This is a genomic window from Streptomyces sp. NBC_01197 (assembly GCF_036010505.1).
Taxonomy (GTDB): domain Bacteria; phylum Actinomycetota; class Actinomycetes; order Streptomycetales; family Streptomycetaceae; genus Streptomyces.
In genome coordinates, this window is record NZ_CP108569.1 from 2,093,727 (window position 1) to 2,111,260 (window position 17,534).

The 17,534-nt window shown below is 71.1% G+C and carries 14 protein-coding genes; 8 read left to right on the top strand and 6 right to left on the bottom strand.

The annotated features are described in order from the left end of the window. Positions 1–14: 14 nt before the first annotated feature. Both OG452_RS09340 and OG452_RS09345 read right to left on the bottom strand, forming a co-directional pair. Positions 15–800, bottom strand: a complete 786-nt coding sequence (locus OG452_RS09340; protein ID WP_327295148.1) for an ABC transporter permease — start codon at positions 798–800, stop codon at positions 15–17. After that, the gene (locus tag OG452_RS09345; RefSeq protein WP_327295149.1) at positions 797–1,699 is read right to left on the bottom strand and encodes an ABC transporter ATP-binding protein; all 903 of its coding nucleotides are present in this window, start codon (positions 1,697–1,699) and stop codon (positions 797–799) included. Before OG452_RS09345 ends, OG452_RS09340 begins: the two co-directional genes overlap by 4 nt. 182 nt (positions 1,700–1,881) lie before the next feature. On the opposite strand from OG452_RS09345, the gene OG452_RS09350 reads away from it, so the two are divergent. Both OG452_RS09350 and OG452_RS09355 read left to right on the top strand, forming a co-directional pair. Beyond that, positions 1,882–3,678, top strand: coding sequence for an ABC transporter ATP-binding protein (locus OG452_RS09350; RefSeq protein ID WP_327295150.1), 1,797 nt, complete (start codon positions 1,882–1,884; stop codon positions 3,676–3,678). Beyond that, complete coding sequence (locus tag OG452_RS09355; protein ID WP_327295151.1) at positions 3,675–5,609, top strand: ABC transporter ATP-binding protein; 1,935 nt, start codon at positions 3,675–3,677, stop codon at positions 5,607–5,609. Before OG452_RS09350 ends, OG452_RS09355 begins: the two co-directional genes overlap by 4 nt. A 158-nt stretch (positions 5,610–5,767) precedes the next feature. Here the strand turns inward: OG452_RS09355 and OG452_RS09360 are convergent, their stop codons facing one another. The 3 genes from OG452_RS09360 to OG452_RS09370 all read right to left on the bottom strand — a co-directional run bounded on the left by OG452_RS09360 (position 5,768) and on the right by OG452_RS09370 (position 8,277). Further along, entirely contained in the window at positions 5,768–6,277 is a 510-nt protein-coding gene (locus tag OG452_RS09360) for a DinB family protein (RefSeq protein ID WP_327295152.1), read from the bottom strand. A gap of 87 nt (positions 6,278–6,364) precedes the next feature. After that, a complete protein-coding gene (locus OG452_RS09365) occupies positions 6,365–7,264 on the bottom strand; it encodes a sulfurtransferase (RefSeq protein WP_327299566.1) in 900 nt (299 codons plus the stop codon). A 65-nt stretch (positions 7,265–7,329) separates the two neighbouring features. Next, a complete protein-coding gene (locus OG452_RS09370) occupies positions 7,330–8,277 on the bottom strand; it encodes a helix-turn-helix domain-containing protein (protein ID WP_327295153.1) in 948 nt (315 codons plus the stop codon). 138 nt (positions 8,278–8,415) lie between these two features. Between OG452_RS09370 and OG452_RS09375 the strand changes: the two genes are divergently transcribed. The 5 genes from OG452_RS09375 (at position 8,416) to OG452_RS09395 (ending at position 14,092) form a co-directional block, all read left to right on the top strand. Next, on the top strand, positions 8,416–8,877 hold the full coding sequence (locus tag OG452_RS09375) for a nuclear transport factor 2 family protein (protein WP_327295154.1): 462 nt from the start codon (positions 8,416–8,418) through the stop codon (positions 8,875–8,877). Beyond that, the gene (locus OG452_RS09380; protein WP_327295155.1) at positions 8,874–9,095 is read left to right on the top strand and encodes a nuclear transport factor 2 family protein; all 222 of its coding nucleotides are present in this window, start codon (positions 8,874–8,876) and stop codon (positions 9,093–9,095) included. The genes OG452_RS09375 and OG452_RS09380 overlap by 4 nt, the downstream gene beginning before the upstream one ends. A gap of 305 nt (positions 9,096–9,400) precedes the next feature. Beyond that, the gene (locus OG452_RS09385) at positions 9,401–11,431 is read left to right on the top strand and encodes a M4 family metallopeptidase (RefSeq protein WP_327295156.1); all 2,031 of its coding nucleotides are present in this window, start codon (positions 9,401–9,403) and stop codon (positions 11,429–11,431) included. A 189-nt stretch (positions 11,432–11,620) separates the two neighbouring features. After that, a complete protein-coding gene (locus OG452_RS09390) occupies positions 11,621–13,252 on the top strand; it encodes a M4 family metallopeptidase (protein WP_327295157.1) in 1,632 nt (543 codons plus the stop codon). Positions 13,253–13,414: 162 nt separating this feature from the next. Continuing rightward, positions 13,415–14,092, top strand: a complete 678-nt coding sequence (locus tag OG452_RS09395) for a response regulator transcription factor (protein ID WP_327295158.1) — start codon at positions 13,415–13,417, stop codon at positions 14,090–14,092. On the opposite strand, the gene murJ is transcribed toward OG452_RS09395, so the two are convergent. Then, the gene (murJ, locus tag OG452_RS09400) at positions 14,076–15,812 is read right to left on the bottom strand and encodes a murein biosynthesis integral membrane protein MurJ (RefSeq protein WP_327295159.1); all 1,737 of its coding nucleotides are present in this window, start codon (positions 15,810–15,812) and stop codon (positions 14,076–14,078) included. The genes OG452_RS09395 and murJ overlap by 17 nt on opposite strands. A 117-nt stretch (positions 15,813–15,929) precedes the next feature. On the opposite strand from murJ, the gene OG452_RS09405 reads away from it, so the two are divergent. Further along, positions 15,930–17,498, top strand: coding sequence for a sensor histidine kinase (locus tag OG452_RS09405; protein WP_327295160.1), 1,569 nt, complete (start codon positions 15,930–15,932; stop codon positions 17,496–17,498). Positions 17,499–17,534 lie beyond the last annotated feature (36 nt).

Genomic DNA, 17,534 nt, shown 5'->3' on the forward strand with positions numbered 1-17,534 from the left:
GCCCACGGTGGCGGTCACTCCCAGCGGAACCAGCGGTTGGCCCCGGCCGACAGCGCCAGCGTCCACCCGGCGAGCACGCCCAGGTGGGCCCAGCCCGGCCAGCCGCCCGTCGCCGCCCCGTTGAGGGCCTGCGCCGCCGCGCCGAAGGGGGTCAGCCCGACGACATGGGCCAGGGCGTCCGGCATCGCCTGGACGGGCAGCCAGACCCCGGCGCAGAACATCATCGGGAAGAGGACGGCGGACCCGATCGCGTTCGCGATCTTCGGGTTGCGCGACAGCGCGGCCACCAGGGAGCCGAGGGCCAGAGCTGCGCAGACCGCCAGGGCGAGCGAGAGCAGATAGCCGAAGATCTGCTGGGGCAGGGCGACCTTGAAGGCGATGCGCCCGACAGTGAGCGAGAGCGCGGTCGAGATGAGGGCGGCGGCGCCGTGCAGGCCCATCTGCGCGGTGAGCAGCGCGTGCGGTCTGACCGGTGTGGTGGACATCCGGCGCAGGATGCCGCGTTCGCGGTACCCGGTGATCACCTGGGGCATCGCCTGCAGCCCGGCCATGATCATCGCGAGCAGCACGGTGACCGGGACGTACGCGCTGATCAGTGTCCGGCCTCCGACGGACGGGTCGTGCTGCCGGAAGGACGGGATCGAGCCGAGGATCACCAGCAGGATGGTGGGGAACGCCATGACCCAGAAGATGGTGGCCGGTTCACGGCGGAAGAGCCTGTACTCGGAGCGCAGGACCGCGGCTGAAGCGCCCTTCCCCGCGGTGGCCTTCGTACGTGTGGTTACGGTCGCTGTGCTCATGCTGCGGCTCCCGTCAGGTCCAGGAACGCGTCGTCCAGCGTGGCGTCGGTGACCCGGAGTTGGTGGGCGGTGATGTGGTGCCTGGCGAGCAGGGTGATGACGGCGTTGACCGTCTCGTCGGTGCCTTGGATGACCAGCGCGCCGTCCCGGTGCTGTACGGAGGTGGCGCCGGGCAGTGCGTCCAGTTCACCTTCGTCGAGCGGCTGCGAGGGGGCGAAGGAGATGACCGTCGAGCCGGCCGAGCGGCGGATGAGGCCCGCCGGTGTGTCGAGCGCGGCGACCCGGCCACGGTCGATCACGGCGATGCGGTCACAGAGGCGCTGGGCCTCCTCCATGAAGTGGGTGACGAGCAGGACGGTCACCCCGCTGTCCCTGACGTCCTCGATCAGCTTCCAGGTGTCGCGGCGGGCGCGCGGGTCGAGCCCGGTCGTCAGCTCGTCGAGCACGACCACCTTGGGGTTGCCGATCAGCGCCAGCGCGATGGAGAGCCGCTGCTTCTGGCCGCCGGAGAGCTTGGCGAAGCGGGAGCCCGCCTTTTCGGCGAGGCCGAGCCGTTCGGTGAGCGGCCGCCAGTCGGCGGGGTGCGGATAGAAGGACGAGTAGAGCTCCAGCGCCTCACGGACGGTGATCTTCGGCTGGAGTTCGCTCTCCTGGAGCTGGGCGCCGAGGATGCGTGTCACCCGGTTGTGGTCGGCGACCGGATCGAATCCGGCCACCCGCACCACGCCCCCGTCGGGCACCCGCAGCCCCCCGATGCACTCGACTGTCGTGGTCTTGCCCGCGCCGTTCGGCCCGAGAATCCCGAAGATCTCCCCCACCTCGACGGCGAAGGACACCCCGTCAACGGCGTGCTTGCCGCCGTACGCCTTCCGCAGCCCGTCCACTTCGATGATTGCCATACCCCCAGGCTCCCGGCGGACGGCTTTCCGCGGCATCCGCCATCACGCTCGAACAGGCATCAACCGATCGGCTGATGCCGGGGTACGACCCCCAGGCAGCCGGGCCGGGCCCCCGCCGGGCGGCGCGGACTGCCGCGAAATCCGGTGGGCACTGTCAGTGCCGGACCGTAGGCTCCCGCCCGATGCCCGAAACACATGCAACAGACAGACAACTCTCCGGCGTACGTTCGCTGCTGCGGCTCTGGCCGTATGTACGGCCGGTACGAAGACGGCTGGCCGCGGCGGCTCTGGTGGGGATCGTCGCCTCCTGTCTGAGCCTGGTCATCCCGCTCGTACTGAAGTGGATCGTCGACGGCCCGGTGACCGACCGGGACACCCGCGGGGTCTGGGTCGGCGCCCTGATGCTGCTGGGGTCCGGGGTCGCCGAGGCGCTGCTCTTCGGCCTGCGGCGGTGGCTGGTCGCCCGGCCGCTCGCCTGGGTCGAGGCGTCGATGCGGGCCGACCTCTACCGCCATCTGCAACGGCTTCCGGTGGCGTTCCACGACCGGTGGCCTTCGGGCCAGCTGCTCTCGCGCGGCACGACCGATCTGATGCTGGTGCGGATGTTCCTCTCCTTCCCGCTGACGTTCCTCCTGGTCAACGGTGTGACGATCGTGGTCGGCTTCGTCATCCTGCTGGTGCAGCGGTGGACGCTCGGGCTGGTGCTGCTGGCTCCCGCGATTCCGCTGATGATCCTCTGCAAGGTCTTCGAGGAGAAGTACGCCAAGGTCGCCAGGGTCTCCCAGGACCAGATCGGCGACATCACCACGGTCGTCGAGGAGAGCGTGCTCGGCATCCGCATCATCAAGGGCTTCGGACGCCACCGCAGCCAGGCGCGGGCCTTCCGCGAGCTGTCGGGGCGGCTGCGCTCGACGGAACTGGTCAAGGCGCGGCTCCTGGCGGGCATCTGGGCGGTGATCACCACCATTCCCGAGCTGGCGATCGGCGCGGCCCTCGTTCTCGGCACGGTCCAGGTCGCCGACGGGCATCTCTCCGCGGGCACCCTGGTCGCCTTCCTCTCCACCGCGCTCGCGCTGCGCTGGCCAGTGGAGTCGATCGGCTTCCTGCTGGCGATCACCCAGGACGCGTCGACCGCCACCCAGCGGTACTTCGAGGTGATCGACGTGGCCGAGGAGACGGACGCCGCCGGTCCGGCCGCGCTCGGCCGCGGTGTCACCGGTGCCGGCGACACCGGCGGCGGCCTGCGCTTCGAGGGCGTCGAGTTCCGGTACCCGGACGCCGCGCCCGGCACCCCGCCCGTCCTCGACTGCATCGATCTGCACATCCGGCCGGGCGAGACACTGGCCGTGGTGGGTGCCACCGGTTCGGGCAAGACCACGCTCACCGCGCTCGTACCGCGACTGCACGAGATCACCGGGGGCCGCATCACCCTCGACGGTCAGGACATCACCGCCCTGCCCCGCGAGCGGCTGCGTGAGCTGGTGTCGGTCGCCTTCGAGGAACCCACCCTCTTCTCCGCGAGCGTCGCCGAGAACGTTCGGATGGGCGCCGCGGACGCCGACGACGACGCGCTGCTGCGCGCCCTGTCCACCGCCCAGGCCGACTTCGTGCACGAGCTGCCGCACGGCCAGGACACCCAGGTCGGCGAGCAGGGGCTGAGCCTGTCGGGCGGGCAGCGCCAGCGGCTCGCGCTGGCCAGGGCCGTCGTCGGGCAGCCGCGCTTCCTGGTGCTCGACGATCCGCTGTCCGCGCTGGACGTACACACCGAGGCGCTGGTGGAGGCCGCCCTGCGCCGGGTGCTCGCGGAGACGACAGCCCTCGTCGTCGCACACCGGCCGTCCACCGTGCTGCTCGCCGACCGGGTCGCGCTGCTCTCCAACGGGCGTATCGACGCGGTCGGCACCCACCACGAACTTCTGCAGACCAACGCCGAGTACGCCTGGCTGATGTCCGGCGCCGAAGGGGACGGGACCCGATGACCACCACCGTCGACGGCCGGGAGGCCGCGGAACCGGGCCCGGATGAGGAGCCCGGCTCAGGGCCCGCCGCGGGCCCCGCGGCCGTACCGCAGAAAACCGGTGACGCGCAGAAGGCCGGTGATACTCGGAAGGCCGGTGACGACCCGTTCGACAGGGACGAGTTGCCCGCCCCGCCCGGCGCGACCGGTGCCCTGCTGCGCTCACTCATCGCGCCGCACCGGACGGCGGCGATCGTCTCCGCCGTGCTGATGCTGATCCAGCAGGCGGCGGTGCAGGCCGGGCCGCTGCTCGTCGCGTACGCCATCGACACCGGCGTCCCCGCCTTCCGCGACCGCGACCACGGCCCGCTGATCGCCGTGGCCGTCGGCTACCTGGCCAGTGCGCTGCTCTCCGGCGGCCTGCAGTACGCGTTCGTCCAGGTCTCCGCCCGCCTCAACCAGGGCGCCCTGCTGGACCTGCGCGGCCGGATCTTCCGCCACGCGCAGGCCCTGAGTGTGGACTTCCACGAGCGCTATACGTCGGGCCGGCTGATCTCCCGCTCCACCAGCGATGTGGAGTCGCTGCGCGAACTGCTCAGCGACGGGCTCCAGGAGCTGATCGGCGTCGTGCTCTCCGCCGTCTACATCTGCGCGATGCTGCTCTTTCTCGATCCCGGCCTCGGCGCGGTGGCCGTGCTGTCGTTCGCACCGCTGTATCTGCTGATCCGGCGCTACCGCAGGCGGGTCGGCGTCGTGTTCAGCCGGCGCTCCACCGCGGTCGCCGCCGTCATCGTGAAGTTCGCCGAGACGATGAACGGCATCCGGCCGGTGCGGGCCTTCCGCCGGGAGCGCGCCAACGACGCGGAGTTCGACCGGCTCAACCACCGCCACGAGCGGGCCAACGGGGACTCCATGCTGGAGATGGCCCGCTATGTGACCGGCTCCCGCCTGATCGCCAACACCGCCGTCGCCTGCATCGTGCTGTGGGGCGCCTACCGGGTCACCCGGGGTGGGCTCGAACTCGGGGTGCTGGCGGCATCGGTGCTGTATCTGCGCAGGCTGTACGACCCGATCGACCGGCTCGGTATGTTCCTCAACTCGTATCAGTCGGCGGCCGCCTCACTGGAGAAGATCGCCGGGCTGCTGGCCCAGGAGCCGACGGTCCCGGCGCCGGTGAATCCGCGTACGCTGCCCGCCCTGGCATCCGAACACCCGGGCCGCGAGGTCGTGTTCGACGGTGTCCGGTTCGCGTACCGCACCGGGGGTGAGGTGCTGCCGCGCTTCGACCTCACCATTCCGGCGGGCCAGACCGTCGCGGTCGTCGGCTCGACCGGCGCGGGCAAGTCGACCCTCGCCAAGCTCCTGGCCCGGTTCTACGACCCGACCGAGGGGCAGGTCCGGCTCGACGGGGTCGGCCTGGACGACCTGGACGTGCCCGAACTGCGGCGCGGGGTCGTCATGGTGACGCAGGAGGCGTTCCTCTTCTCCGGGACGATCGCCGAGAACATCGCCATCGGCCGCCCCGAAGCCACCCCCGCCGAGATCGAGCGGGCGGCGAAGGCGATCGGAGCGCACGACTTCATCAGCGCGCTGCCGGAGGGGTACGACACGGACGTACGCAAACGCGGCGGCCGGATCTCGGCCGGCCAGCGGCAGCTGGTGGCGTTCGCCCGCGCGTTGCTGGCCGACCCGGCCGTACTGATCCTGGACGAGGCGACCAGCTCGCTGGACATCCCGGGCGAACGGGCGGTGCAGCGGGCCATGGACACGGTGCTGCACGGCCGCACCGCGGTGGTCATCGCACACCGGCTCTCCACGGTGGAGATCGCCGACCGGGTCCTGGTGATGGAGGACGGCCGGATCACCGAGGACGGCACCCCGGACTCACTCATCGGCGGCAGCGGGCAGTTCGCGGGTCTGCACCGTGCCTGGCGGGAGAGCCTGGTGGGGTGAACCGGCGCTGGTGCAGTAGCGGATGAGGTTCGCCCGTCGCGGCAGGCGGGGTTCGCCTGCCTGCCGAGGCACCAGGGTCCGGGGCTTTCCGACGATGGAGGGTCTCATCCGCGCGGTGCTCAGCGCATGCCGGCCGGGCGCGGTCTTCCGGCGTCCGCTCAGGCGCCGACGGTCCCGTCGACACCCTCCCGCAGGAAGTCCGCGTGCCCGTTGTGGCGGCCGTACTCCAGGAGTACGTGCACCATCACCATCCGGAGCGACACCTCCTCGCCCCACCTCGGCTGAAGGCCCGCCCGGTCCAGCGAGTCGGCCTCAAGCTCGATACGTCGCGAGTTCTCCACCTCGGCCTCCCACGCGGCGAACGCCTCCCCCCGGGTCGACGCGCTCGCGTCGTACGCCGCCTGGAAATCGATCTCCGTCGACCAGACCATGGGCGCGTCGTTGTCCTCGAACACCCGGCGGAACCAGGCGCGTTCCACCTCCGCCATATGCCGCACCAGACCGAGCAGCGAAAGCGTCGACGGCGGCATCGACTGCTGCCGCAGCTCCTCGTCGGTGAGCCCTTCGCACTTCATGGCGAGGGTCGCACGGTGGTAGTCGAGGAAGGCCCGGAGTGTGTCGCGTTCATTCCCGGAACTGGGTGGTCCTGTGCGCTTGTCGATGGCCAAAGCCGTACTCCTTGTCGGTATCCCTGCGGTGAGGGCCAGTATCGGCGCCGGACGCGCCCCGCGGTCGCCACCCGGCAGCCCTTTCCGTCATGGGCGGCGAGGCGGCGGGCCGTCACCGGTCGCCACGGGCCGGGCCGACGGCAGGCCCCACTCGCTCCAGGACCCGTCGTACACGGACAGGTCGCGGTACCCGGCGAGTTCGGCCCCGAGGGCCAGCACGCAGGCGGTGACACCCGATCCGCAGCTGAGGACCAGCCGCTCCCGGCCGCCCGCGGCGTCGGCGAAAGCGGTACGCAGTCCGGCGACCGGGGACATCCGGCCGCCGTGCTGGATCTCCCCGAAGGGGAGGTTCACCGCTCCCGGCATATGGCCGCCGCGCAGCCCCGGGCGGGGTTCGGCGACCTCGCCGGAGAACCGGTCGCGGGCGCGGGCGTCGAGGACGGCCGCAGCCGGGTCGGCGAGCGCCGCGGTGACCTCGGCGCTGCCGACGAGCAGGCCGGTACGGGGCCGGGCGGTGAAGTCGCCGCGCCTGCTCACGGGTCCGGGTCCGCCGCTCACCACCGGCAGCCCCGCCGCCGTCCAGGCGGGCAGCCCGCCGTCGAGTACGGCCGCCCGGTCGAAGCCCATCGCCCGCAGCATCCACCAGGCCCTGGCGCTGGAGTAGATGCCCACGGCGTCGTAGACCACGACGGTGTCGGTGTCGTTCACGCCCAGGGCGCGCAGCTCGTCGGTGAAGTGTCCGGGGCCCGGCATGGTGTGCGGCAGCGGGCTCGCGTGGTCGGACAGCGCCCCGTCGATGTCGAAGATCCGGGCGCCCGGGATTCCCGTCCGGTTCTCCCTTACGCGGGACGAACCCGGTTCGATGCCCCGGTGCGCGCCCACCGATGCGTCGAGGACCACCAGCCCCGGCCCGCCGAGCCGGGCCGCGAGCCAGTCGGCACCGATCAGCGGCCCGGGCAGCGGCCCGGCCGGGGCACCGGTCGACATACCGACCGGGGTACCGCCCGACGTACCGATCCGCGACGGATCCTGCCCCGACGGCTTCCCCGCGCTCATCCGATACCCCACGGTGATCCCTGCGGAAAATCGTCCGGCGCGGTGCCGTGGATGTCGCGGGTGATGGCGCGGGAGGCCGCCAGCAGCCGGTCGCCGAGAGCTTGGATACGGGCCGGTTCGAGGTCGTCCCACACGTGCACGCTGATGCTGAGTACCGCGACCCGGTCGCCCGCGAAGGCGGGAGCGGTCATGACGCTGACCGGGTAGGTGCGTCCGGCCTCCAGGTCGTCGTCCAGATACTCGATCGCGCCGATCTCGTGGAGCAGCCCGGTCAGGGTCGGCCGCTGGCGGACGGTGAGGGAGTCGAGTTCGGCCAGCAGGTCCCGCAGTCGCCGCGACGCCGGGGTGCTCCTCTCGACGGTGTAGCCCCGTCGGCGCACCGTGGCCAGGACGTCACGGAAGCGGGGGGCGGCGCCGGGGTCCATGCGCGGCGCGCGGGAGAGCCAGCGGTCGATCTCGGCGCTGCCGCTCCAGGCGACCAGGCCGGGGCCGAACGGCGGAGCGAACGGGAAGCGTTGGCCCACGCGTACCCCGTTGCCGCCGCGGTTGGTCGCGGCGGGGCTGTGGCTGCCGATGACGATGTGGTCTCCGCTGGGATGACTGATGGTCGCCGGGAGGCCCAAGTCCCCTGCGAGCAGAGCGAGTTCTGAGTCTGCGGTGCGCGCGGCCGGTACGCCGGACTCGGCCGCGCGACCCACGGCGATCAGCGCCGGTCCTGGCATGAAGGTGCGTTCGGCGGGATCGCGGGCGACCCAGCCGGCCCGGACCAGGGCGGCGAGGACGGCGTGGCAGGTGGCGCGGTTGAGGCCGAGTTGCCGGACGAGTTCGGCGACGGTGGCCGGTTCGGCCGGGCGGGAGGCGAGGAACTCGACGACGGCGACCACCCGGTCCGTGGGCGGTGACGGTATCGCGGACCAGGAATCGCGGCCCGGGGCGGTGGTCATCGTGGGCGGGTCCTTCCATGTCGCGGCCGGCCGCTCGGCGCCACGCGCCGACGGGCCATGACCGTTGATCTCCCGGCGGGGCACCGATACGGTACCTGCTCGACATCCCATGTTGAATATTCATCACAGGAGGACGCCGTGTCCCGTGTCGAGCACGACCCCACGTCGGCCCGCCTCGCTGCGACCGAGGACATAAAGCAACTCAAAGCGCGTTACTTCCGGCTGATGGACACCAAGGACTGGACGGCGATGCGGGAGGTGTTCACCGACGACGCCCGCATGGACATCGACGGCTTCGTGACCACCGGCGGCGACGCGATCGCCGCGTTCCTGTCCGATGTCCTCACCGACGTGCGCACCGTGCACCACGGCCACATGCCGGAGATCGAGTTGACCGGCGACGGCCGGGCCACCGGGATCTGGGCGATGTACGACTACGTCCAGTTCCCCGGTGACGGTCTCCCGCAGGGCTTCCACGGTTACGGCCACTATCACGACGAGTACCGCCTCCAGGACGGCGCCTGGCGCATCGCCACCACCCGCGTGGCACGCCTGCGCCAGGACCTGCTGGCTGGTGGCCTCCCGCAAGGACAGGCATGACCGCACCTCAGCGGACGACCGGGAGTGACCCGGCGGAAGCGGCGGAGGCCACAGCGGAAGCGGCAGACGCGGCGGACGCGGCGGCCCGGCTCGACCTCGCGGACCTGGTCAACACCTACGCCGACGCCCTCGACCGCCGCGACTGGTCAGCCCTGGACGCGGTGTTCGCTCCGGAGGTGTCCGCGGACTACAACGGCCGGCACCTCGCCGGTGTCTGAACCCGGAACCGGAACCGGCTCGCCCGGCCCCGACCCGGTTCGGCCCGGCCCACCTCGGGTCCCGCCCGCCTCTGCCCCGATCGGCCCGGCCCCGCCCGGCCCGCAACCATCCGCATCGGGCAGCCCAGCAAACATTCCGTATAGCGAACACGACCATGTGGACAACGGACGATTTCCAGCCAACCTTTTGACGCGGTCCTGACACAGGGTCCTCACAGATGTCACTCTCTCCCCGTTCTGCGCACTGCTTGCTCGTCAGAACGGCCCATCAGGTCGCTCTGTCCACCCATGCAGAAGGAGTCAGCGTGAGACCCACGCACCGTCGTGCCACCGCCACCGGCGCACTCATCGCCGCCGCGGCACTGCTCGCCGTAGGAGTACAGGCCGGCACAGCCTCCGCATCACCCGGGAACAGCGCCGCTTCGGCCGCGATCACCGGCAAGTCCGCCCCCGGCGCCGCCCCGGCAGCCCTCTCGCCCTCCCAGCGGGCCGAGTTGCTGCGTCACGCGAACGCCACCAAGGCGGACACCGCCCGGAGTCTCGGTCTCGGAGCACATGAACAGCTCCAGGCCCACGACGTCACCAAGGACCGTGACGGCACCACACACACCCGGTACGAGCGCACCTACGACGGGCTCCCCGTACTCGGCGGCGACCTGGTCGTCGACACCTCGAAGGCCGGAGCGACCGAGGGTGTCACCAAGGCGTCCCGCGCGGAACTGAAGAACGTGAACACCAGCGCGGCCGTCGCTCCGGCCGCCGCCGAGAAGTCGGCGCTGAAGGCCGCTGCCGCACAGGGGTCGGCGAAGACCTCGGCCGACCGGGCACCCCGCAAGGTGGTCTGGCTGGCGCAGGGCAAGCCGACGCTCGCCTACGAGACGGTCGTGGGCGGCTTCCAGGACGACGGCACTCCGAGCGAGCTGCATGTCATCACCGACGCCACCACCGGCAAGAAGCTCTTCGAGCGCCAGGCCGTCGAGACCGGCGTCGGCAACACCGAGTACAGCGGCAAGGTCACCCTCGGCACCACTCAGTCGGGGTCGAACTACACGCTGAACGACGGTGCCCGCGGCGGCCACATGACGTACAACCTCAACCACGGGTCCTCCGGCAAGGGGACCCTGTACTCCAACTCCACGGACACCTGGGGCAACGGCCTGGCCTCCAACTCGGAGACCGCGGCGGCCGACGCCCACTACGGGGCCGCTGAGACCTGGGACTTCTACAAGAACGTCTTCGGCCGGACCGGGATCGCGGGCGACGGTGTCGCTGCCTACTCCCGCGTCCACTACGGCAACGCGTACGTCAACGCGTTCTGGGACGACAGCTGCTTCTGCATGACGTACGGCGACGGGGCGGGCAACGCAGACCCGCTGACCGCCCTCGACGTAGCGGGCCACGAGATGTCGCACGGTGTGACCGCGGCCACCGCCGGGCTCAACTACAGCGGTGAGTCGGGCGGGCTGAACGAGGCCACCTCCGACATCTTCGGTACGTCGGTCGAGTTCTACGCCAACAACACCGCCGACCCCGGTGACTACCTCATCGGCGAGAAGATCAACATCAACGGCGACGGCACCCCGCTGCGCTACATGGACAAGCCGAGCAAGGACGGCGGCTCGGCCGACTACTGGTCCTCCAGCCTCGGCGGACTCGACGTCCACTACTCGTCGGGCCCGGCCAACCACTTCTTCTACCTGCTCAGCGAGGGCAGCGGCAAGAAGACCATCAACGGCGTCAACTACGACTCCCCCACGTCCGACGGTCTGCCCGTCACCGGCATCGGCCGGGACAAGGCCCAGCTGATCTGGTACAAGGCGCTCACCGAGAAGTTCACGTCGACGACCAACTACGCCTCGGCCCGCACCGGGACGCTGGCGGTCGCGAGCGAGCTGTACGGCGCGACCAGCGCCGAGTACAAGTCGGTCGCGGACGCCTGGGCCGCCATCAACGTCGGCTCCAGGCCCGGCGGCGGGGATCCGGGCACGGGCACCGTCTTCCAGTCCACCACCAAGTACGCCATCCCCGACGGCGGTCCGGCGATCAACTCGCCGATCGCGGTCACGGGCCTGACGGGCAAGGCTCCGGCCACGCTCAAGGTGGACGTCAACATCAGCCACACCTGGCGCGGCGACCTGGTCATCGACCTGGTCGGCCCGAGCGGGAAGACGTACCGGCTGAAGAACTCCAGTCCGTCCGACTCGGCGGACAACGTGGTGGCGTCGTACACGGTCAACGCGTCCACCGAAACGGCCAACGGCACCTGGAAGCTGAAGGTCCAGGATGTCGCCCTGCAGGACACCGGAACGCTGAACAGCTGGAAACTGACCTTCTGATTTCCAGCCACAAAGCCACCCGGCCGCACTAATGTTCCACCGAACGGCGTTTCACAGAAACATCGTTCGACCGTAGGCCTGTTCCACAGGACAGAGCTGCCCGGGGGACCCCAATCGCCCCCGGGCAGCGCCACCACCCGCACGTCACCCGCATCTTTCCAACCCCCCACCTCTGAAAGGGAAAATCGAGTGACCTCTCACATATCGCGTTCCCAGCGCATCGCCGGTTCGATCGCCGTCGCGGCGCTGCTGGCCACCGGCCTCACCACCCTCTCCTCCGGCTCCGCGGGCGCGGCGCCCACGCCGGCCGCCACGGGTGCTCAGGCCCTGGCCCTCTCCACCACCCAGCACGCGGCCCTGATGCGCTCAGCGGCGGCCAACACCGCGAGCACCGCGGGCAAGCTCGGCCTGGGCAGCCAGGAGAAGCTCATCGTCCGGGACGTCATCAAGGACGCCAACGGCACGACGCACACGCGATACGAGCGTACTTACGCCGGACTCCCGGTCCTCGGCGGCGACCTCGTCGTCCACACGCCGAAGTCGGGTGCCGCCACGGTCACCAAGGCGACCAAGGCCACCATCAAGGTCGCCCGCACCACCGCGGCCGTGAAGCCGGCCGCCGCCCAGCAGAAGGCGCTCAGCGCCGCCAAGTCAGCGGGAACCGACAGGACTTCGGCCGACAAGGCCCCGCGCAAGGTCATCTGGGCGGCCACCGGCAAGCCCACCCTGGCCTACGAGACCGTGGTCGGCGGCTTCCAGGACGACGGCACCCCCAGCGCGCTGCACGTCGTCACCGACGCCGCCACCGGCAAGAAGCTCTCTCAGTGGCAGGCCGTCGAGACCGGCACCGGAACCAGCGAGTACAGCGGCAAGGTCACCCTGGGCACCACCAAGTCGGGGTCGAACTACACGCTCAACGACGCCGCCCGCGGCGGCCACCAGACGTTCAATCTGAACCACAAGACGTCCGGCAAGGGAACCCTGTTCAGCAACTCCACCGACACCTGGGGCGACGGCACCGCCAAGAACCCTCAGACAGCGGCGGTGGACGCTCACTACGGCGCGGCCGAGACCTGGGACTTCTACAAGAACGTCCTCAAACGCAACGGCATAGCCGGTGACGGCAAGGCGTCCTACAGCCGGGTGCACTACGGGAACGCGTACGTCAACGCGTTCTGGGACGACAGCTGCTTCTGCATGACGTACGGGGACGGGGCGGGCAACGCAGACCCGCTGACCGCCATCGACGTAGCGGGCCACGAGATGTCGCACGGCCTCACGGCGGCGACCGCCAACCTGGACTACACGGGTGAGTCCGGCGGGCTCAACGAAGCGACGTCGGACATCTTCGGCACCGCCGTCGAGTTCTACGCCAACAACGCGTCGGATCCGGGCGACTACCTCATCGGCGAGAAGATCAACATCAACGGTGACGGCACCCCGCTGCGCTACATGGACAAGCCGAGCAAGGACGGCGGCTCGGCCGACTACTGGTCCTCCAGCCTCGGCGGACTCGACGTCCACTACTCGTCGGGCCCGGCCAACCACTTCTTCTACCTGCTCAGCGAGGGCAGCGGCAAGAAGACCATCAACGGCGTCAACTACGACTCCCCCACATCTAACGGCTCCACGGTCACCGGCATCGGCCGGGACAAGGCCATCCAGATCTGGTACAAGGCCCTGACGACGTACATGACGTCGACAACCGACTATGCGGCGGCCCGCGTGGCGACGCTGAAGGCGGCGACTGACCTTTACGGCACGAACAGCGCCGAGTACAAGGCGGTCGGCGCGGCCTGGGCCGGCATCAACGTGAAGTAGCAGCTGGCCAGTTGCTCGACCTGCACGACTGTGAAGGCCCCGCCTCCCGCCGTACATCGGCGGGAGGCGGGGCCTTCCCCAGTCCGGCCGGCCTGTGCGATCCGGATCCCCGGTACTCGGTCTCCGAGCAGAGGAAGAAGAACAGGACTTTAGGCTGACGTCATGACGGAACCACGACCACGGGTACGCGTCCTGCTCGCCGACGACGAGGCGCTGATCCGCGCGGGGATCCGGGCCGTCCTCGCCGCCGACCCGTCCATCGAGGTCGTCGCTGAGGCCGCCGACGGACACCAGGCGGTCGAACTGGCCCTGAAACACCGGCCGGACGTCGCCCTCCTGGATATCCGGATGCCGCGCCTCGACGGCCTGCGGGCCGCCGGGGAACTGCGGACGGCGGCACCGGATACCGCCCTCGTCATGCTCACCACCTTCTCCGAGGACGAGTACATCGCACGGGCGCTCGACAGCGGTGTCAGCGGTTTTCTGCTGAAATCCGGCGATCCCCGGGAGCTGATCGCCGGGGTCCAGGCCGTCGCCGACGGCGCCGCCTTCCTCTCCCCCGAGGTGGCCCGGCGCGTCCTCACGCATCTCGGCACCGGGCGGCTCTCCCGCGCGGCGGACGCCCGCACCCGGCTGGACCCGCTCACCGACCGGGAACGCGAGGTGGTGGCGCGCGTTGGTGCGGGGCTCACCAACGCGGAGATCGGGGCCCAACTGCACGTCGTCGAGGGCACCGTCAAAGCCCATGTCAGTTCCGTACTCGCCCGCCTGGAACTCAGGAACCGCGTCCAACTGGCCATCCTCGCCTACGAGGCCGGGCTGGTCACCGGTTCCCGCTGACCAGCCGGAACCGCAGCGCCCCGCGCAACTCGCCGATCCGACACACCCGTGCGAGCAGCAGGAACACCAGCAGCATGGCTCCACCGCCCGCAGCCAGGGCGAGCGCGGCCGCCCCGGCGGACGCGCCGGACGGCACCGGGCAGAGCCCGGCCACCACCCGCCCGGCGGCAGCGCCCGCAAGGGCCGCCGCAACCAGCTTGCCGTAGGTGCGGGCGATCCTCCCGCCGGCCGGCCGGCCGCCGAGTCTCCGGCGCAGCAGCCGCGCGGTGACCAGCAGTCCGGCCGCGTAAGCGACCCCGTAGGCGGCCGCCATCCCGGTGACCGCCCACCGTGCGGGCAGCAGCAGGTGGCAGCCGGTGGCCAGCGCGACCTGGACCGCGCCGATCCACAGCGCCATCAGGAACGGGGTACGGGTGTCCCCGAAGGCGTAGAAGCCGCGCAGCAGCACGTACTGCGCGGAGAACGGGATCAGTCCGGGCCCGAACGCCTGGAGCATCTGCCCCAGCGGCCGGGTGGCGGCGGCGTCGGCGGCGCCGTGCGCGAAGAGCAGTTGCGCCAGCTGCGGGCCGAGCGCGAGAAAAAAGAAGGCAGCCGGGACGGTGACGAGGCCGCTGGTCCGCAGGGTGCGGGACAGATCGCGGCGCATGTCGTCGCCGCGGTGCTCGGCGACGGCCCGGCTCATCCGGGGCAGGGACGCGGTCACCAGCGTGACCGTGACGACGGACTGCGGCAATGACCAGATGGTCTGCGCGTATGTGTACGCGGTGAAGCCGACTCCGGCCCGGGGCAGTTCCCGGTCGGCCGCGGTGGCGTAGCGGGTGACCACGGTGGCCGCCGCCAGATTGGCCAGCACGAACAGCAGCGTCCAGCGGGCCGCGCCGAGGCTCGCCCGCATTCCGGTCCCGTGCCAGTCGAGGCGCGGGCGGAAGCGGAATCCGGCGGCGCGGACGAACGGCACCAGCGCGAGGGCCTGGACCGCGAGGGCCGAGGTGGTGCCGGCGCCCAGCAGCGTAACCTGTGCCCGGCTGATGTCGTGCACACCGTCCGCCACCGTCATGACCCCGGCGTACCAGCCGAACACCGCGATCAGCAGTACGTTGTTGAGCACCGGCGTCCACATCATCGCCCCGAACCTCCCCCGGGCGTTGAGCACTTGGCCGAGGACGCCGTACATCCCGTAGAAGAAGATCTGCGGCAGCAGGAACCGGGCGAAGACCACGGTCAGTTCGAAAGCGGCGTGGTTGCCTGGCGTGTCCCTCTGGTACACGCCGATGATCTGCGGCGCGGCCCACACGGCCAGCAGGGAGCCCGCTCCGAGGACTGTCAGCGTGAGCGTCACCAGCCGCTGTTCGAAGGCCCGTCCACCGTCCGGCTGCTCGATCCGGGCGCGGACCAGCTGTGGCACCAGGACGGAGTTCAGCGCCCCGCCGATGATGAGGAAGTACAGGCTTGCGGGGACGGTGTTGGCCTGGTTGTACGTGGTGGCGAGGAGACCCGTACCGAGTGCCCCGGCCTGGAGCACCTGTCTGATCAGGCCGGTGGCTCTGGACGCCACGGTCCCCGCCGCCATCAGCACAGCGGGTTTCAGCAGTACGCGTGGGGCCGGGCGCGGTTTCCTTGGAGCGGCGTGCCGGCCCCGGGCGGCCCTCCCGCGCGGCCGTGTCCCTGCTGGTTCTGTGCCCTCCACGCTGTCTCCCCCATGGTGTGCTGCTCCGTGCATGCTGTGCCGCGCCGACGGTAGGCAGCGCCGCCCGCCGGGTTCATGGGGCGTACGGCAGACGCAGACCCCGACTTTCGTCGGGGGCCGGGAAGCGGCCGGGTCCGGCAAGCTGGGCCCATGGGGAGAGAGCGGAGAGAGCGCATCACCGATCTGGCACTCTGGGCGCTGATCTGTGCGCCCGTAGTGCTGAGGACCGTGGTGGCCGGCGGGGGTACGTGGTGGCGGCCCGTGGCCGGGATCGCGGTGCTGGGGGCGGGCGTCGGGCTGTCCCGCGGGCGGCCGCTGACCGCGCTGCTGCTCGCGGTGGCGCTGGGCCTGACCGTCACGCCGAGGCTCTGGACACCGGAGTACGCGGCTGCCCTCGCGGTCTTCGGCTATCTGGCCGGCCGGCGGACCTCGCTCGCCCGGCCCGCGCTGCACGCCTTCGCGGGGACGGCCGCCGTGGGCCTGCTGATCACGCAGGCCGCGCACCTGGATCTCTGGACCTGGCTCGTCGAGCTGTCCACCCTGGCCTTCGCGGTGATGGTCCCGTGGCTGCTCGGCCGGTATGTGCGGCAGTACGCCCAACTCGTCGACACCGGCTGGCTGCTGGCCGGCCGGCTGGAGCGCGAGCAGGCCGTCGCCGCAGACCGGGCGCGGCTGCTGGAGCGCTCCAGGATCGCGGGCGACATGCACGATTCGCTCGGCCACGATCTGTCGCTGATCGCCGTACGGGCGGCGGCACTTGAGGTCGACCCATCGCTGAGCGGAAGGCAGCGGAGCGCGGCCGGTGAGCTGCGGGCCGCTGCGGGGGACGCCACCGCCCGGCTGCGCGACATCATCGGTGTTCTGCGGGAGAACGACGGGGCGGCTCCGGTCTCGCCGCCGGGCGAGAGCGTGGCGGAGCAGGTGGAACGGGCCCGCAGGTCGGGGATGGAGGTGGAGCTGAGCGGCGACGGGGTGGCGGACGGCCTGGCCCCGATGACCGGCCGCGCGGTGCACAGGACCGTCCAGGAGTCGCTCACCAACGCGGCCAGACACGCGCCGGGCGCACCGGTGGCGGTACGGTTCGTGCGGTCGGATTCGGCCCTGACGGTCACCGTCACCAGCACGGCAGGACCATCCGGCCTGTCAGCGGGCCCGGCGGCGGAGGCCGGCTGGGCGGACGAGGTGGAACTCCACGGCGGCCCGGGCGGCGGTACGGGGCTGGTCGGCCTGGACGAACGGATCCGTCTCGCAGGCGGGGTCCTGCGCCACGGGCCGCTGCCCGGCGGCGGCTTCGAAGTGTCCGCAACCCTGCCTCCCGAACCCGGCGCCCCGCCTGCGGCTCCCGGCGGAACATTTTCATCCGCGCAGGAGTTGGCCAGGGCCAGACAGCAGGTCCGGCGGCGTCTGAAGCAGGCGGTCTGGGTCCCGCTGGCGGCCACCGCCGCACTGGCGGTTCTGATCGGCGCCGTCGGCCTCGCCACCCGGTACGGAACGGTCCTCGACCGCGCCCAGTACGACCTGTTCCGCGTCGGCGACCGCGCGGGGCCGGTCGGTGCGCGGCTCCCCCGGCACGCGATGGGCGGCGCACCGGCGGGTGCGCCGCCTGTGTCCGCCGGTGCGGAGTGCCGGTACTACCGTGCCGGGCTGTTCGCCGAACTGCCCGCGTACCGGCTCTGCTTCAGCGGTGGCACCCTGACGTCCAAGGCGGTGCTCCGCTGACCGGCGGACGGCTCCTGAGGTGGAACCCGTGAAGTG

Excerpts from the sequence above, each read along its gene's own strand:
- OG452_RS09370 (WP_327295153.1), bottom strand. The coding sequence starts at position 8,277 with ATGACCACCGCCCCGGGCCGCGATTCCTGGTCCGCGATACCGTCACCG.
- OG452_RS09380 (WP_327295155.1), top strand. The coding sequence starts at position 8,874 with ATGACCGCACCTCAGCGGACGACCGGGAGTGACCCGGCGGAAGCGGCG.
- OG452_RS09345 (WP_327295149.1), bottom strand. The coding sequence starts at position 1,699 with ATGGCAATCATCGAAGTGGACGGGCTGCGGAAGGCGTACGGCGGCAAG.
- OG452_RS09350 (WP_327295150.1), top strand. The coding sequence starts at position 1,882 with ATGCCCGAAACACATGCAACAGACAGACAACTCTCCGGCGTACGTTCG.
- OG452_RS09340 (WP_327295148.1), bottom strand. The coding sequence starts at position 800 with ATGAGCACAGCGACCGTAACCACACGTACGAAGGCCACCGCGGGGAAG.
- OG452_RS09395 (WP_327295158.1), top strand. The coding sequence starts at position 13,415 with ATGACGGAACCACGACCACGGGTACGCGTCCTGCTCGCCGACGACGAG.
- murJ (WP_327295159.1), bottom strand. The coding sequence starts at position 15,812 with ATGCACGGAGCAGCACACCATGGGGGAGACAGCGTGGAGGGCACAGAA.
- OG452_RS09355 (WP_327295151.1), top strand. The coding sequence starts at position 3,675 with ATGACCACCACCGTCGACGGCCGGGAGGCCGCGGAACCGGGCCCGGAT.
- OG452_RS09405 (WP_327295160.1), top strand. The coding sequence starts at position 15,930 with ATGGGGAGAGAGCGGAGAGAGCGCATCACCGATCTGGCACTCTGGGCG.
- OG452_RS09365 (WP_327299566.1), bottom strand. The coding sequence starts at position 7,264 with ATGTCGACCGGTGCCCCGGCCGGGCCGCTGCCCGGGCCGCTGATCGGT.